17 protein-coding genes and 1 pseudogene are annotated in these 15,992 nt (G+C 69.6%); 9 read left to right on the top strand and 9 right to left on the bottom strand.

Annotated elements, in window-relative coordinates:
• Positions 1–8: 8 nt before the first annotated feature.
• Positions 9–297 (bottom strand): annotated as a pseudogene (locus AVL48_RS12710) (phosphotransferase-like protein).
• 346 nt (positions 298–643) lie between these two features.
• On the opposite strand from AVL48_RS12710, the gene AVL48_RS12705 reads away from it, so the two are divergent.
• Complete coding sequence (locus AVL48_RS12705) at positions 644–1,342, top strand: S1 family peptidase (protein WP_061983172.1); 699 nt, start codon at positions 644–646, stop codon at positions 1,340–1,342.
• A 69-nt stretch (positions 1,343–1,411) separates the two neighbouring features.
• Here AVL48_RS12705 and AVL48_RS12700 read toward each other — a convergent pair whose 3' ends face one another.
• Together AVL48_RS12700 and AVL48_RS12695 are read right to left on the bottom strand one after the other, a co-directional pair.
• On the bottom strand, positions 1,412–2,191 hold the full coding sequence (locus AVL48_RS12700) for a hypothetical protein (protein ID WP_244162315.1): 780 nt from the start codon (positions 2,189–2,191) through the stop codon (positions 1,412–1,414).
• 79 nt (positions 2,192–2,270) lie between these two features.
• Entirely contained in the window at positions 2,271–3,224 is a 954-nt protein-coding gene (locus AVL48_RS12695; RefSeq protein ID WP_061983340.1) for a hypothetical protein, read from the bottom strand.
• 229 nt (positions 3,225–3,453) lie between these two features.
• Here AVL48_RS12695 and AVL48_RS12690 point away from each other — a divergent pair, with 229 nt between their 5' ends.
• From AVL48_RS12690 to AVL48_RS12665, 6 genes are all read left to right on the top strand, one after another.
• Positions 3,454–3,795 (top strand): WXG100 family type VII secretion target, encoded by a 342-nt coding sequence (locus AVL48_RS12690; RefSeq protein ID WP_074038084.1) that lies wholly within the window; start codon positions 3,454–3,456, stop codon positions 3,793–3,795.
• Positions 3,796–3,816: 21 nt separating this feature from the next.
• A complete protein-coding gene (locus tag AVL48_RS12685) occupies positions 3,817–4,119 on the top strand; it encodes a hypothetical protein (RefSeq protein WP_005155348.1) in 303 nt (100 codons plus the stop codon).
• Positions 4,120–4,228: 109 nt separating this feature from the next.
• Positions 4,229–4,633, top strand: a complete 405-nt coding sequence (locus tag AVL48_RS12680) for a hypothetical protein (protein ID WP_061983170.1) — start codon at positions 4,229–4,231, stop codon at positions 4,631–4,633.
• Positions 4,630–5,973, top strand: coding sequence for a WXG100 family type VII secretion target (locus AVL48_RS12675; RefSeq protein ID WP_061983169.1), 1,344 nt, complete (start codon positions 4,630–4,632; stop codon positions 5,971–5,973). The genes AVL48_RS12680 and AVL48_RS12675 overlap by 4 nt, the downstream gene beginning before the upstream one ends.
• 31 nt (positions 5,974–6,004) lie before the next feature.
• Positions 6,005–7,351, top strand: coding sequence for an alpha/beta hydrolase (locus tag AVL48_RS12670; protein WP_061983168.1), 1,347 nt, complete (start codon positions 6,005–6,007; stop codon positions 7,349–7,351).
• Positions 7,352–7,361: 10 nt separating this feature from the next.
• Positions 7,362–7,739 carry a hypothetical protein gene (locus AVL48_RS12665; protein WP_061983167.1) on the top strand — a complete coding sequence of 126 codons (378 nt, stop codon included), beginning with the start codon at positions 7,362–7,364 and terminating at the stop codon, positions 7,737–7,739.
• Positions 7,740–7,802: 63 nt separating this feature from the next.
• Here AVL48_RS12665 and AVL48_RS12660 read toward each other — a convergent pair whose 3' ends face one another.
• Genes AVL48_RS12660 through nadA form a run of 4 tightly spaced genes read right to left on the bottom strand, consistent with a single transcriptional unit; the run spans position 7,803 to position 12,568 of the window.
• Positions 7,803–8,972 (bottom strand): S8 family serine peptidase, encoded by a 1,170-nt coding sequence (locus AVL48_RS12660; RefSeq protein WP_061983166.1) that lies wholly within the window; start codon positions 8,970–8,972, stop codon positions 7,803–7,805.
• Between the two features lie 46 nt (positions 8,973–9,018).
• Positions 9,019–9,909: a carboxylating nicotinate-nucleotide diphosphorylase gene (gene nadC / locus AVL48_RS12655; protein ID WP_061983165.1), complete on the bottom strand. Its 891-nt coding sequence runs from the start codon at positions 9,907–9,909 to the stop codon at positions 9,019–9,021.
• Positions 9,906–11,561 carry an L-aspartate oxidase gene (locus AVL48_RS12650; protein WP_074038085.1) on the bottom strand — a complete coding sequence of 552 codons (1,656 nt, stop codon included), beginning with the start codon at positions 11,559–11,561 and terminating at the stop codon, positions 9,906–9,908. The genes nadC and AVL48_RS12650 overlap by 4 nt, the downstream gene beginning before the upstream one ends.
• Positions 11,558–12,568 carry a quinolinate synthase NadA gene (nadA, locus tag AVL48_RS12645; RefSeq protein ID WP_061983164.1) on the bottom strand — a complete coding sequence of 337 codons (1,011 nt, stop codon included), beginning with the start codon at positions 12,566–12,568 and terminating at the stop codon, positions 11,558–11,560. The genes AVL48_RS12650 and nadA overlap by 4 nt, the downstream gene beginning before the upstream one ends.
• A gap of 122 nt (positions 12,569–12,690) precedes the next feature.
• On the opposite strand from nadA, the gene AVL48_RS12640 reads away from it, so the two are divergent.
• Both AVL48_RS12640 and AVL48_RS12635 read left to right on the top strand, forming a co-directional pair.
• Entirely contained in the window at positions 12,691–13,326 is a 636-nt protein-coding gene (locus AVL48_RS12640) for an NUDIX hydrolase (protein WP_061983163.1), read from the top strand.
• Between the two features lie 40 nt (positions 13,327–13,366).
• On the top strand, positions 13,367–14,083 hold the full coding sequence (locus tag AVL48_RS12635) for an LON peptidase substrate-binding domain-containing protein (protein WP_061983162.1): 717 nt from the start codon (positions 13,367–13,369) through the stop codon (positions 14,081–14,083).
• Positions 14,084–14,160: 77 nt separating this feature from the next.
• On the opposite strand, the gene AVL48_RS12630 is transcribed toward AVL48_RS12635, so the two are convergent.
• Together AVL48_RS12630 and AVL48_RS12625 are read right to left on the bottom strand one after the other, a co-directional pair.
• Complete coding sequence (locus tag AVL48_RS12630; RefSeq protein WP_061983161.1) at positions 14,161–15,225, bottom strand: M48 family metallopeptidase; 1,065 nt, start codon at positions 15,223–15,225, stop codon at positions 14,161–14,163.
• 45 nt (positions 15,226–15,270) lie between these two features.
• The gene (locus AVL48_RS12625; protein ID WP_061983160.1) at positions 15,271–15,876 is read right to left on the bottom strand and encodes a DUF2567 domain-containing protein; all 606 of its coding nucleotides are present in this window, start codon (positions 15,874–15,876) and stop codon (positions 15,271–15,273) included.
• Between the last annotated feature and the right edge of the window lie 116 nt (positions 15,877–15,992).

Here is a 15,992-nt window from a genome sequence, read left to right as displayed (position 1 = left end):
GGAGTGACTCAGCGAACCCGCGCGGCGATCTCCCGGGCACACACCAAAGCCTCGCTCGATCCCGTGTCCACCTCGAGGTCGTAGGCCACCCGCCGGTGCACGAGTTCCGCCTGTGCCTCGGCCATCCCCACGACCCGGTCCGCGCGCCAGCTGCCGCCCGGCGGCGATGACGCCGTCGCACCGGACGTCGATCCACAGCACCTCGAGGCCGTCCAACGCTTCCCGGCACCGCCGTTGTGACGCCGCCCCGCCGAGGAAAGCGTCGTCGATGATGATCCGGGCCCCCGCACGGACCATGCCGCGACACCGGCCATCCACGCGTCCTCGATCCGGTGGAAGGCGGACCCGACGCTCACTCCACCGTCCGGAGCGAAGTCGATCCCCTCGGCCAAGGCGGCGGGCATCGCCGAGATCAGCGCTGGAGCCACCGTTCAGGATCACTTGAGTTCCCACCGAAACACCCTAGAGGGCTGGACCGGAAAGGACGGGTCACGCGTTTCCCGCAAATCGGATACAACAGACCGCCGGCCTCCGGTTACCGACTTCGGTAGGTTACAAAAACCCTTACCGCCGCCTAACTTGGTGAAACCGTTTCAAGTCGAAACGAGCTCCCCGAAGCAGGCCGAAGGGCGTATTCATGCGTATGTCCAAGATTGTCGCAGCGGTGGCCGGTGCCGCCGCGGCCTTGACCCTTGCCGTGACCCCTGCCGCGAACGCGGGCCAGGACATCATCGGCGGCGGCACCGTGAGTTCCGCGCCGTGGGGCGCCCAGATCTACTGGGACGACGCCACCGCGTTCGGCGGTTTCAACTGCTCCGGCACCATAATCGCCCCGCAGTGGGTCCTCACCGCGAAGCACTGCCTCAACAAGCCCGGCATGCACGTCAAGGTCGGGAACGTGAACCTGGGCCAGGGCACCGCGGCCGACGTCGACCAGCAGAAGGCCGCCCCGAGCGGCGACATCGCGTTGCTGCATCTCAAGACGGCGGTCAACACGACGTACATGAAGCTCGGCACCGCCAACCCGGCGACCGGCACCACCAACCAGATCTACGGCTGGGGCCGCACGCAGGGCACCAACCCGCCGTCGAGCGTCCTGAAGACGGCCAACGTCCGCATCACCGGAACCAGCAGCGACGCCTACGGCGGTCAGGCCATCGCGAGCGTCGGCGTCAACGGTTCGGCGTGGCACGGCGACTCGGGCGGCCCGCAGCTCTCGGGCGGGGTCCAGGTCGGCGTCTGCTCGACCGGCAGCAACTCCGGCACGAACCCGCAGGGCACCCAGAACTACGCCAGCGTCGCGGCCAGCCGCAGCTGGATCCGCACCACCGCGGGAGTCTAAGACGAACGAGTCCGAAAACCCGGGAAAGGGCCGTTCAGGAACGAACGGCCCTTTCCTCGCGCAGGAAATTCAGGCGCACTTCGACTTCGGACTGACCATCGACACCGAGCCGACCTTGTCACCGTTGACGGTGAACTCGTAGACCCAGTCAGGTTTCCCGTCGACAGGCACCTGGAACCGGCCGTTGTCGCCCGCCTTCATCCCCTTGGCGTCGTAAGCGGTCTTCAGTTCGTTCAACGACGAACCGGCGCCGATCCCTTCGGCCGTCTTGGCATCCGAAGGAGCCGCGAGTTCGCGCAACCCGTCCTTGCCGAACGACGCACCCCCGGCGGCGGCGAACGCCTTGTCGCGTTCTTCCCGCTTGGTCGCGAGATCCGCCGAAGCCATCGCGGCGTCGGCGTACAGCTTGGCGTCCGCTGCGTCCTTCTCCGCGGCCTTGGCACTGTCCGCCGCGGACGAGCCCGGCTTGGCGTCCGGATTCGCCTGCGCCTCGTCGGCCTTCTTGTTCAGCTCCTTGGCCTTGGCCTCGACATCGGCCTCCGCCTTCATCCGCGCCGGGTCGGGTGCCGGGCCTCCGGTGTAGGAGAAGTCGACGCAACCATCCAAAGTGGACGTCGGTGCCGAAGCGAGTTTTCCGCCCGCCAGTGCGGCGTCCTTGGCCATTCCCAGGGTGAGGCCGCGGTATCCCGCCGGGCCGAACACCTCGGGCGCCGCTGAATCAGCCGCCGCGCTGGTCGCTTCGGGCGAAGCCGAGGAGCACGCCACCCCACCGGTCAGCACCGCCGCGGCGGTGAGCAGGACGCCCGCGCGGCTGCCCGAAATTCGCCTGTAAGTCCGTGTCTTGTGCACGCATACCCCCTTCATTCCCCCGAAAGCTATCGGATCCCGATGGAAGTCCCGAGTGGATTTCGTGGAGGTACGGTGAAGATCACGCCGGCTGGTGCAGCGGCGGCCGCGCCCGGAGCGAAAGCATCGAACCGGCCGCCACGACGATGACGATCCCGGTGCCCGCGACCAGGGTCCAGAAGTCGGGATGCACGATGGACTGCCCTCGCTGCGCCTGCCAGGTGAGCAGCGCCAGCAGCCCGGCGAAGCCCACGGACGCGGTCCGCACCAGGTTCCGCCGCACGAAGTCCGATTCGAGCACCGGATGCCTCCTGGCGAGCATGAGAAGTCCGAAAGCGACCAGAGGCAGCACCTGGATCGCGTGGATCCCGAAGAAATGCGGGATCCGCAGGTCCCCGCCCACGGTGCTCCAGCCGACCACCGGCAGCCCTGGCCCGCCATCGGGTACCCCGACCGCGTGGGCACCGACGATCGACGGCCGCTCTCCCGCCCGGAACTGAGCCTTCTGCTGCTCGTTCGGGGTGAACATCAGCAACGCGATCCCGATGCCCGCCACCGACAACGCGGCACCCGCGCGTAACGCGGAGTTCATCGCCCGGTCGGGAAGACGCTGGAACAGCAGGAGAATCGCGATCGCCGCGGTCGCCGCCCATCCGGTGAAGGCGCCGTTCGCGACCATGTTGTTGATCCATTGGTCGGTCGGCGTCGCCCGGTTGAAGTGCAGTGTCCGGCCGCGGACGATGATCTGCCAGCACAGCAACGCCATGTCCATTCCGAGGCCGACCGCGAACACCGTGCCGAGCCACCAGCCGATCCGGCGACCGCGGGTCAGCTGCCCGATCAGCCAGGCCAGTGTCACCGCGTAGAGGCCCACGGAAATCGTGAACTTGAGCGGCTTGAGCCAGATGGGCGCGTCGACGAGGCTGCGATCGTCGAAAACGAGACCGCCGAGCGCGATCACCCCGAGTACCGCCATCGCCGCCGCCAAGATCATCAGCGGCCGATGCGGTACTGTCCTGGATCCCTTGTCCACCATGGATTCGAGGGTGCCGGTGACCCCTTCCGGAGACACTGGCGTACTCCCCCGGATCGGGGGTGGGGAAAGCCCTACCGCCGACCTGTGGGTAATAGTGCCGTCACCCCGACCGGCAGTTGTGCCGTTTGACCACACTCCCCTCTTTTCTAGCGTGTCCTTCACAAGAGCAGACAGGGGCGCCCTGGTGCTCACCGGGATTTCCAGCGAGATGAGAGGAGGTGGCCCATCAATGACCGGTACGGGATATCAGGCAGACGCAGCTGCGATGGCGCGCGCCGTCCAGGGGTTCGAGGAAACCGCGTCGAACGCCAAGACCACCATGGCCAGCTTGGAGAGCGAGCTGACCCAGACCCTGCACAACTACAAGGGTGACCAGGCGGTCGCGTTCTGGGATCTGCAGCGCCGTCTGCAGGAGAAGATGACCGTCGCCGTGAACGAGCTCAACACGATGTCGCGCCTTGTCCACGAGAGCAACCGGAACTACAACTCGGGTGACGAGCAGGTCCGGGAAAGCCTGACCGGGGTCAGCGGAACCGTCGACCAGACCGTGATCCACCGGCTGAACCCCTGATCCGCGAGAGGACCACCAATCATGGCTGACGTCGTCGAAATCAACTTCGCCGCGCTGCAGCACAGCTCGGCCTCGCTGGCCGCCAAGGCCAAGGCGCTCACCTCACAGCTCGAACAGCTGCACACGAACCTGCAGCCGATCACCCAGACCTGGTACGCCTCCGGCAGCTCCGCCGGTGAGGCGGCCCGCGCGTCCGAAACCCGCCTGCGTCAGGCCACCGCGGACATCGTGGCGATCATCGCGCAGTTCGGTGGCAAGGTCGGCGACGCCCACGATCTCCAGCACAGCCTGGAGAACCGCAACCAGGGTCTGTTCGCCGGCTGATCCCCATCCGTCGGCCGGCCGGTGCTTTCACCCCCCTCGGCACCGGCCGGCCGGCTTCGCGCGTAGTCGTCCTTCGATGGCATGGCCGATCACGAGAGAGCCGGGATCAATGCAAGACCAGTCGTACTACGTCCATTTGGAATCTCTGAAGGACTTCGTGCGGGAACTGGAGACCCAGATCCACGCGATGTCCAAGCCGAACGACTTCCTGCTGACCCTGAGCGAACAGCCGCTGTTGTTCGGCGAGTTCGGGGAGGCGGGCTCCCTCACCAAGGCGCATCAGGCGGCGGTCGCCGAGATGCAGGGCCTGCTGGATCAGGTCAAGGGCGCGATCACCTTCGCCCAGGAGGTCACCACGACCGTCGCCGACGGTTACGCGGCCGCCGACGAGTCGGTGGCGGTTGATATGAACCACGCCGGCCAGCAGACCGGGCTGCTGGATCCGCTGCTCAACGTCCTCGGCGGGGTCCTCGGTGGCACCGGCGGCTCTCACGGCGGGGGGAACAAGGGATGACCGGCACCGCGCACACGAACTTCGCCGCCTACTCCCATCAGCAGCTCTACGCGATGCTGCAGGCGGGCGATCCCAACACGGCACGTCACGCGGCCCACAAATGGCAGTCGACGGGTTCCAATCTGTTCGAACAGGCCGAGAACCTCACCGGCGAGCTCAAGGACTTCTCCGGCAGCTGGACCGGTGGCGCCGCCGACAAGTACCACACGATGATCACCGATCTGGTCGGCGGAATCCGCAAGGTCGCCCAGACCGCGCTCGCGATGAACAACCTTCTCGAGGACGCGGCGGACGCGCTGGTGAAGGCCAAGAAGGAAATGCCGGCGCCGGTCGCGGTGCCGGACGTTTCCCCGGCCGACGTCGCGCTCGCGGTCAATCCGCCGCTGCTGCCCCCGGATTCGTCACCGGCGACGATCGTCAACGCCGCGCAACAGCGGCAGCAGGCGATCGCGAACGTCGAGGCCCAGCAGCAGGCCGCGGGGGCGGCCAGCGCGGCGCACAGCAAGGCGATCGTGGTGATGACCCAGCTCGCGGGCGAATACACCGCGACCGAGGAGTCCATTCCGGCCTCGCCGAACGCCGTGTCCACGCCCCCGGTCACCGGTGGCGGCACCGCCCCTGGCGGCGCCGTCGGCAACGACATCGGCGGAACTCCCGGTGCCGGTGTCGGTCTCGTGCCGGGTGACAACACGCATCCGCTGCCGTCGGACGGCTCGACACCACCCGCCACGGGGCAGCCTGGCACGGGGCAGCCCGGCCAGCCCATCAAGTCGAACCCGTTGTTCGGTGACATGTTCACCGCCGGTCTCGCGGCGGCCTCGGCCGCCGCGTTCGGCCGGTTCGGCTCGATCATGCCGCGCGTACCCGGCTGGGCGACCGGCAAGAATCCCAAAGAGGACAAGAAAGACGGCGAGGTCGTCGGCGGAGGCGCCGGTGCGGGCGCCGGCGCCGGCGCGGGAGTGACCGCGGGCGGTGCCGGGGGCGGCATCCCGATCGGCGGTGGTGGCGCGCCGTCGCTGGACGGTGGCGCGATCGGTGCCGGCGGCGGTGGGTTCTCCGGTCCCGGCGAGGTACCGGCCGCGTTCTCCGGGCTGGCAGGCGATGGCGGCGCGGGCAGCGCGATGAGCGGTTTGGCCGGCGGAGCCGCCGGCGCCGCGGGCGCGGCGGCGGCCAAGGGCGCGATGCCGATGATGCCCATGATGCCGATGGGCATGGGCGCGGGCGGCGACCTCGGCTCCGGACGGCGGATCCCGCCGTGGCTCGTGGAGACCGAGAACGTCTGGGGCCAGTCGGCCCCGGTCGCTCCGGCCGTGCTCGGCGAAGAACCCGAACAGTACTGATTCCTTTGAGGGCAGGAGAGGCGGCTCGGTGATGGCATCCAGTGCGGGCGGATACCGGGTCGCCCCCGCCAGGCTCGAAGCGGCGGCGGCCGAGCTCGAACAGCGCGCGGGCGTGCTCAAGACCGCGCAGACCGCGCTGGCGGGTGAGAACGTTCCCGCCGCCGCGTTCGGCCGGGTTTCGGCGTCCAACGCGGCTTCGGCGACGTTCACCAAGACGATCAAGGACGTCGCGGGCAAACTGGACGGGCAGCTCACCAAGGCGACGGTGATCCACCAGGGACTCACCGCGGCGGCGGGCGGCTATCGGCGCGCCGACGTCCAGATCGCCGCCTCCTACCGGGCGCTGATGCCGGAGAACCCGTTGCCCAAGGCCGGAAATCCGGCGGGCATCGGTGGCTCGGCCGACACCGGGCAGTGGGCGACGGCGATCGCCCGGAACCGCGTCAAGGTCTCCGACGCGCTGACGGCGGAACGCGACAGGCTCGCGAACCTCTTGGCGCACGGCGGAAAAGCCGACGACATCGCGAACGCGCGCACCAGGATCGCGCTGTACGAAGACATCCTCGCCAACGACCGGCAGATCCTGCGGTTCGACTCGGCGGGCAACGGGCGTATCGCCGAACTGGTCGGCAGGATCGAGCCGGGCACCCGCAACGTCGGCCTGTTCGTCCCCGGCGTCAACACCTCGTTCGGTAACTTCCAGAGCTACGCCGACCTCGGCAAGAGCCTGGTCGCCGCGGACGCCACGGGCCGGACCGCGATGGTGGTCTGGGCCGACGGCGTCTTCCCCCAGAACGTCATCACCGAAGGACCGGCCGCGCATTACGCCCAGACGATGGCCCCCGAACTCAAAGCCTTCGGCGACGAACTGCGCGGGCAGATCGACAGCCACGCCGGTCCCGGCGTCGTCGTCACCGCCATCGGGCACAGCTACGGCGGCGCCACCGTGGGACTCGCGGAGCAACTCGGGCTCAGGGCCGACCAGGTGCTGCACGTCGAATCCGCGGGGATGGGCCACGGGATCTGGAGCCCGGACGACCTCCCGGCGAGCCAGGCCGGGGTCCAGCGGTACTCCATGACGGCTCCCCTCGATCCGATCGTGGTCGCGCAGGGCAACGCGGGACTGATCGAATGGCTCGGCGCCGGGCACGGAGCGGATCCCGACCGCTTCCCCGGCGTCGTCGAACTGGAAACCGGCCGGGACGCGAACGGCGCTCTGCAGTGGGGCTTCGATTCCCACAGCGGGGTGCTGAAACCGGGTTCGGATTCCTGGAACAACGTCTACGGTGTGCTCACGGGCGGACCGGTCACGCACGAGGGCTTCACCGGCGGCTCGCTGCGCGAGATGGCCGTCGAAGGCGTGGGCCGAGGCCTGTGAGGGGTGGGGCATGATCACCGGGAACACCGAACTCGACCGGCTGGCCGAGGATCTGACAGCGGTCATCGACGGCGTGGCGGGCACCTTCGGTACCAGCGCGGAGCGCACCGTGGACGGCGAACTGGACTGCGATCCGACCCAGCCGGGCCGCCTTTTCTGCCGCCAATACGGCCTTCGCGTCGACGACGCCTCCGACGCGGTCCGCAAACTCGTCGACGTCGTCCTGCCCATGCTGGAAGGTCAGGGCTGGCGGACGCGCGACCGCAGCAATCCGCGTGAGCTGATCGCCCAGTTCAGCCGCGACGGCGCCGACTTCAACGTGCACGTCTCCCGCGTCGGCGACGGCGTGGCCATCGTAGGCTCGACAGCCTGCGTACCCGTCCCCTAGAACCCCGGGGGTCGCGAAAGACCTCGTGAGCGGCAGTGGTGTCCCCCAGTACGCCGCTGCCGCTCACGAGGCACGAAACCGCGAAGGCCGCCAGCCCCGGCGTTTGCCGCGCCGGACCGCCGCCACCACCACGCCCGCCGCGACGGCGGCGGCCACCCCGGCGATGGCGAGTACCCCGGAAACCTTGTCCGTGCCTCCGCGAGCGGGGGCGGCAGCGGGAACGACGACGGTCTCCGGAGCGACATTCGGCGGTCCTCCCGGCCCCGGCGTACCGGCCGGGATGACGGCGGACACGGCGGCGTAGGCGTCGATCGAACCCCAACCCCGGCGCGGATCGTGCCCGCCGCTCGGGCCGCGGTGCGCGGTCAGGGTCAGCCGGGCGACGACCTGCTCCGGCGACAACTCGGGGTGATACGCGCGCACGAGCGCCGCGACACCCGCGACGTGCGCGGCGGCCAGGCTGGGATCGCTCACCGGCCACCGGTGCGCCACGGTCCCGCCCGCGCCGGCCGACGTGCTGACCAGCTCGGCGCCGGGCGCGGAAATCCCCAGATAGGAGCCGGACTCCGTCTGCACCGCCTCGCCTGCCTGGTTGGTCGAACCCACCGCGAGGACGCCGCGTGTCGCGGTCGGATAGGACGTCTGGCCCTGCTGCGTGCCCGCGGCGGGAGAGACGATCAGCGCGCCTTTCTCCCTGGCGCGCGACACCGCGCCGGTCAGTGCGGGGCTGTCCGAAGCGGCCGGGACGGCGATCAGGATGATCCCGGCCCCGCGGTTCAGCGCGGTTTCGATGGCGGAAGCGAGCTGGCCTGGATCGCCACCCCCGTTCACCTGCGTGTAGCGGAGCGGCAGGAGCTTCACCCCGGGCGCGATCCCGGCGAACGTCGTGGACGGATCCGGTTGCGCGCCGACGATCCCGGCGGCGATCGTGCCCCGGCCGTCGCAGTCGTCGGTCCCGGTGCCTTGGCCGCCGACGAGCTGACCGGGGGCGAACTGGCGGTTGCCGCCGTCCACACCGGTGCCGATCACCGCGACCAGCTGGCCGGCGCCACGCGAAAGCGGCCAGATCCGCGCGGGGTCGATCAGCCGTTGTCCCCACGGAACGGCGGCGGTGTAAGTGCCCGTCGGGTTCGCGCACTGCTCGGCGACCGCGGTCGCCGGGACGGGTGCGCCGAGCAGTGCCACGAAAGCGACGCTTCCCGCGACGGCACTTTTACCGGCAAAGCCCACCATTCCTCCAGAATTCCCTTGTCACACAAGGAAATTCTAGTGCTCCAGGTCAGCGCAGGTCCATCCCGAGGTCGAGCGCGGGCGAGGAATGGGTGAGTGCTCCGACCGCGAGGAAGTCCACCCCGGACTCCGCGTAGGCCCGCGCGACGTCCAGCCGCAATCCGCCGGAAGATTCCAGCCGGGTCTTCGGCGAGACTTCGTCGCGCCTGTCGACGGCCTTCGCGCATTCCCCCGGCGTGAAGTTGTCGAGCAGCACCTCGTCGGCGCCGGCGGCGAGTGCCTCCTCCAGCTGGGCCAGGTCGTCGACCTCGACCTCGCAGTGCAGTTCGGGCGCGTGCTCACGGGCCGCGGTGAGCGCCGCGGTCACCGAACCGGCGGCGACGACGTGGTTGTCCTTGATGAGTACCGCGTCACCGAGGCCTAGCCGGTGGTTCACCCCGCCGCCCGCGCGGACGGCGTACTTCTCCAGCAGCCGCAGTCCGGGCAAGGTCTTGCGGGAGTCCCGGATCCGACAGCCGGTACCGTCCACTTCGGACACCCAGGCGGCGGTCGCGGTGGCGATGCCGGACAGGTGGCACAACAAGTTCAGCGCGGTGCGTTCGGCGGTGAGCAGGCCACGCACCGGACCGCGCACGACCAGCGCCTGCTCCCCGGCGGTCAGCCGGTCACCGTCGTCGCGGGCGGCCATGACCTCCAGTCCGGAACCGAGGACGAGGTCGAACACCGCCAGCGCCACCGGGATCCCGGCGACCACGCCCGCCGTCCTCGGCGTGAGTTCGGCCAGCGTGGTGGCGGATTCGGGCACCGTGGCGTTCGTCGTCGCGTCGGGCCCGTACCGCAGGTCCTCGGTCAAGGCCGTCGTGACGACGCGGTGCACGTCGGGGACGTCGAGGCCGTGGTCGGCCAGCGCCTTGACGACCCATGGGGAGAATTCACTCATGCCACACCCTCCAAAGCGATCGGATCGGCCAGCACCGGCTGGCCCGACGGGCTGAGCCGGATGAGCTGACCGCGTTGCCAGGTGACCTCGTCGCGTTCGGGGAAATCGGTCCGCACGTGGCAGCCGCGGGACTCCGTCCGCCGCGCCGCCGCCGCGACCAACGCCTCCGCCACCAAGGTGAGTGCCGCGTCCTCGACGATCCGGGGAGTCCACAAGGGACTCTCGACGACCGAAAGATCCAGCACCGAACCGACGACCGCGAGGCCGTCGGCGTCCCGGCCGATGGCCGCGTACCGGCTCATCGCCCGCTGCAGCGCGTCGCGGTCGGCCACCGCGACCGTCGGCGGCGCCGTGAGCACACCGCGGCGCGGGTCGCCCAGCAGTCCGGCGGCGAGATCGATGGCGACCGCCTCGGCCACCCGCTGCCCGACCACGAGGCCTTCGAGCAAACTGTTGGACGCCAAGCGGTTCGCGCCGTGCAGACCGGTCCTCGCGACCTCACCCGCCGCGTAGAGGCCGCGGACGCCGGACCGTCCGTCCACAGTGGTCACCACACCACCGCAGGCGAAATGCGCGGCGGGGGTGACCGGGATCGGGTCCTTCACGGGATCGAGGCCGATCGCCGCGCACGCCGAGTACACGGTGGGGAACCGCTTCGCGAAGCCCGCGATCCCAGTGGCGTCAAGGAAAACGTGATCGTCGACGCCGCCGGGCGCCTGCACCATCCGGCGGGTGATCGCCGCCGACACGACGTCCCGCGGCGCGAGATCCCCGAGCGGATGCACGCCGCGCATGACCGAAGCGCCCGTCGCGTCGTGCAGGGTCGCGCCCTCGCCACGCACCGCCTCGGTGACCAGCGGAAGGCGGCCGCGCGCGCCGGGGGTGAACAGGACCGTCGGGTGGAACTGGACGAACTCGACGTCCGCGAGCTGCGCTCCCGCGCGCAACGCGAGCGCGAGCCCGTCCCCCGTGGCGATCTCCGGATTCGACGTAGCCTGGTAGAGCTGCCCCAGCCCGCCGCTGGCCAGCAGTACCGCCGGTGCCCGGACGACGCCGGGAACACCGTTGCGGTCCAAGACGGTCAAGCCGACCACCTCACCGGCGGGGGTGCGGATCGCGTCGACGGCGATGTGGTGCTCCAGCACCGGGATCCGCCGGTCACCGGCCTTCGCGACCAGTGTGCGTTCGACCTCGGCCCCGGTCGCGTCACCTCCGGCGTGGATGACGCGGAACGCGCTGTGCCCGCCTTCCCGCGTGCGCGCCAATTCGTCGCGGCCTTCGACGGCCGGGTCGAACCGGGCGCCCTCCGCCCGCAGCCTGGCCACCGCGGCCGGGCCACCGGCGATGATCGAGCGGACGGCGTCCTCGTCACAAAGCCCGGCGCCGGCGGTGAGCGTGTCCGCGGCGTGCTTGCCGACGGAGTCGCCTCGCTCGTGCTCACCCTCCAGCACGACCGCGATCCCGCCCTGCGCCCAACGGGTGTTCCCCTCGGAAACCGCGGCCTTGGTGACCACCAGGACATGCAGCCCGAGCTCCCGCGCGCGCAACGCGGCGGTGAGCCCGGCGACCCCGCTGCCGATCACCACGAGATCGGCGGCGGCCTCCCACACGGGGTTGGTTTTCGCCTGAAGGGCGGTAACCGGGCCGGTCATTCTCCGCCGCCAGGCTGACCGATCTCGATCATGCGCCGCACGGAAGCGCGGGCGCGGGCGGCGGTCTCGACGTCGACGTGAACCTCGTCGGCGCCCTCGCGCAGCGACCGCAGCAGGGCGGCGGGCGTGATCATCTTCATGTACCGGCAGGACGCCCGGTCGTTCACCGCGCGGAAGTCGATCTCCGGCGCGGCCTTGCGCAGCTGGTGGATCATGCCGATCTCGGTGGCCACGAGGACCGACTTCGCCTTGGTGTCACGAGCGGCGTGGACCATGTCGCCGGTGGAGAGGATCTTGACCCGCTCCGGGGCGACAGCACCCTCTCCCGCCAGGTACAGCGCCGAGGTCGCGCAGCCGCACTCCGGGTGGATGAACAGGTCGGCGTCGGGGTCTTCCGCGGCCCGCTCGGCCAGTTCGGCACCGTTGATGCCCGCGTGCACGTGGCATTCCCCGGCCCAGATGTGCATGTTCTCGCGACCGGTCACGCGCTTGACGTGCGCGCCGAGGAACTGGTCCGGCAGGAACAGCACCTCCTGGTCAGCGGGGATCGAAGCGACCACGTCGACGGCGTTCGACGACGTGCAGCAGATGTCGGTCTCCGCCTTGACCTCGGCCGTGGTGTTCACGTACGAAACGACGACGGCGCCGGGGTGCTCGGCCTTCCAGGCGCGCAGCTGCTCGCCGGTGATCGAGTCCGCGAGCGAGCAGCCCGCCCGCGCGTCCGGGATCAGGACCGTCTTCTCGGGCGCCAGGATCTTCGCCGTCTCGGCCATGAAGTGCACGCCGCAGAAGACGATGGTGGACGCGTCGCTGCTCGCCGCGATACGGCTGAGCGCGAGGGAATCGCCGGTGAAATCGGCGATGTCCTGGATCTCGGGGACCTGGTAGTTGTGCGCGAGCAGGACGGCGTCGCGCTTGCGAGCGAGGCTCCGCACCTCCTCCGCCCATGCGGCGTCGGCGACGACGCCACCGTACGGGGTCAGGTCGTTCTGCAGCGTGCTCGTCATCGTTCTGGCCCTCCGGACCGATTTGTCCACTCCCGGTTTTCGCCTTACAATCGAAAACCGTGCGAAGTCATCTTAACACCCAGACCCCCCTCGCCCACGAGGTTTTGGGAGCGGTCCTGCAAGTGCGCTCGGACACACTCCGGGTCCTGCTGTGGCGGCGCGCGCTCGATCCGCATCTGGGCCGCTGGTCCCTTCCCGGCGGCAGGCTGCGGCCCGACGAGGACGTCGAGGCGTCCATCCGGCGGCAGCTCGCCGAGAAGGTCGACGTCCGGCAGCTGAAGCATGTGGAGCAGCTGGCGGTGTTCAGCGCGCCGGACCGGGTGCCGGGCCCGCGCGTGGTGGCGACGGCGTTCCTCGGCCTCGTGCCGTCCGATGTGGACCCCGAGATCCCGGAAGACACCGAATGGCACGACGTCTCCGAGCTGCCTCGAACGGCGTTCGACCACGAGTCCATCGTGCTGCGCGCGCGGGACCGGCTCCGTTCGAAGCTCTGCTACACGAATCTCGGGTTCGCGCTCGCCCCGGAAGAGTTCACCGTATCGGCGTTACGGGGGCTGTACTCGGCTGCGCTGGGTTACCGGGTGTCCGCGACGAATCTGCAGCGTGTGTTGTCCCGGCGCGGGTTGCTCGTCCCCACCGGGCGCACCGCGCCGCCGGGCCGCAGCGGTGGTCGTCCGGCGGCACTGTTCTCCTTCGCGGGCAAGGGGATGCAGATCACCGACCCGTTCGCGGTGTTCCGCCCACCTGTCCGGAAGTGACCGTCCTGCGAAGTCCTCGCTGTCCCCGTACCTTGAACGGGTGACCGAGCCGAGCGAGGAGTCCACCGGGAAGGCGATCTTGCCGCTGTTCCCGCTACAGACCGTGCTTCTGCCTGGAACACACCTTCCACTGCACATCTTCGAACCGCGGTACCGGCAACTGATGACGGATCTCGTCGGTGACGTCATCCCGGACCGCGAATTCGGGGTCATCGCCCTGCGCACGACGATGAACCGGGAAGTCAGCGGAACCGAGCACGTCCACGGGATCGGCTGCAGCACGGTGTTGCGGGAGGCGAAACGGCTGCCGGACGGCAGATTCGACGTCGTCACCACCGCGCGGCGCCGGTTCCGGCTGCTGGAGATCGACCGCGTTTCCGCGCCGTACCTGATCGGCTCGGTCGAATGGGTGCCCGACGACCGGGTCTCGACGGTGCACGGTGACACCGTGACCAGGCTCGCCGACGTCGCCAAGGCCGCGCACCGGCGCTACTGCGAATCCGCCTGGCACGCCGATGACTGGACCACTCCGCCCGAGGACGGCGACATCGGCGCGCTCGCCTATCGGCTCACCGCGGACTGCCTGCTCCCGCTGGAGGACCGGCAGCGCCTGCTGGAGGAGACCAATCCGCTGCGGCGACTGCGGATCGCGTGCCGCCTGCTGACGCGCGAGGCCGGGTTCCTGAACACCCTTGGCGCGGTGCCGATGCCGCCGGGGGAACTGGGCGAGTTCTCGCGTCCTTCGAACCTGAACTGAGGCCCTCAAGTGCAATGAAAGGCCCCTTCATCGCAAATTTTGCGATGAAGGGGCCTTTCATTGCACGGCGCGAGACCCTACTTATCGGCCTTCGAAGCCCCTTCAGAGCCCTCTTCCGACCCGTTCCCGCCGCCGAACTTGCTCCACACCTTGCCCGCCGCCCCGGAAACCGCCTCGCCGACGTCGCTGAACACCTTCGTCAGCGGGTCGGCCGAGCTGTTCCAAGAGTCCTTGTACGACTTCGCGGCCGACTTCAGGTCGTCGGTCCAGTTGGAGGACGGCGCGTCCTCGTCGCGGCGCGGGTACTCGCCGGCCAGGATCGCCCGGTACTCCTCCGAAGCGGCCCACTTCTGCAGTTGCGCGGCGCGCACGACGGCCAGCGGATGCGACATCGTCTCGACGTAGCGCAGCTTCAGGTAGCTGTCGCGGATGTCGTCGACCGACTCGTACTCCGACGCCTGCTGCAGGAACGCCGGGATGTCGATCTTCGACGGGTCGATGCCGCCCGCCACCAGGATCTGCGACCGCAGCGCGGCGGTCGGGTCCTGCGAGCACAGCAGCCCGGCGCGGTCGCAGGACAGTTCGGCCTTGCGGTACCACTCGCGCAGCGCGGCGATGACGACGCGGATGCCGATGGCGCTCACCGGCGTCCACGACATCGACATCTGCAGGCCGATCAGCCGGAGCATGATCGTGCGGTACACCGCGTGCCCGGACAGGACGTGCCCCATCTCGTGCCCGATCACGAACCGCAGCGACGCGAGGTCCATCGACTCGACCATCGCGGTGTTGAGCACGATGAACGGCTCGTCCATGCCGATGGTCTGCGCGTTGACCTCGGGGCTGCGGGCGACGAACAGGTTCGGCACGCGGTCGAGGTCGAGCGTTTCGGCGCATTCGTTGCGCAGCTTGTCCAGTTCCGGATACTGCTTCGGGCCGACCCGGATCGCGGACGCCAGCGCCATGAGCCGCTCACCGCGTTCGCTGTAGAAACCCGAAATCGCCTTCACGACCTGCGCGAATCCGGGTACCGCGCGCAGGGTGGCCAGCGCCCCGCGGTCGACGGGGTGTTCGTAGGCCCGCGGGCTGATACCCGGGAACCGGACGGCGTTGTGCCGGGAAACCTCGATGTCGTCAGTCAAGAAAAGCCCCCTAGAGAAGTCCCGGCCCACCCTAGAGGAAAAACGTCAGCCGAGGCGACGACCCAGGTCTTCCCGGCCGTTCCACGCGGTCAGCAGCGTGTAGGCCAGCGTGGTCATCAGCGGCGCGGCGAGCATGATCCACGGTGATTCGATCTGCGGCGCCTTCATGATGACGTCGCCCACGGCGGGTGCCGCTGCGATCTCGTAGCGGCCGTTGGCGAACGAGACGCCCATCGTCGTGCCCAGCCAGCCCGCGAGGGTCGCGCCCCCGGTCGCGGCGATCAGCACGACCGGACCGCGGCGCTCCCGCAGGAGCCAGGTCACGACGCCGATCAGCAGCCCGGCGCCGAGCGCGAGGAAACCGTAGATGGCGAGGTCGTCGAAGCGGTGCCAGCTCTCCAGTTCCAGCGGCGTGAGGCCGCCTTCGGCGTTGACCACCCGCATGCGCTGCGGCGGCGCGAGCCGAGACCACAGCCACGCCAGCGGGAAGCCGAGCAGCCCGGCCGTGGACAGCACGCTGACCGCGGGCAGCAGATCGGCCTTGACGACGACCTTGGGGTACGGACGCCGCGGCCTCGGCAGCATGGGGACCGACCAGGGGTCGGACACGCTGGAAGACAGGTGTGCCGGTTTGCCCGACGTCTCGCCCAACCCGGACCCCTCCCTCACGCTGCTTGTGCAGAGCGTAACCAATGACGGCCCCAGCGCACGCAACCCGGCGCCGAGTCGCACCCAACTCCCGCGTTCAGTCCTCTAAGTGCGGTAGT

Source organism: Amycolatopsis regifaucium, from assembly GCF_001613935.1.
Taxonomy (GTDB): Bacteria; Actinomycetota; Actinomycetes; order Mycobacteriales; family Pseudonocardiaceae; genus Amycolatopsis; species Amycolatopsis regifaucium.
Note: the sequence above shows the minus strand (reverse complement) of the source record. Positions and strands in the feature narration are given on the sequence as shown.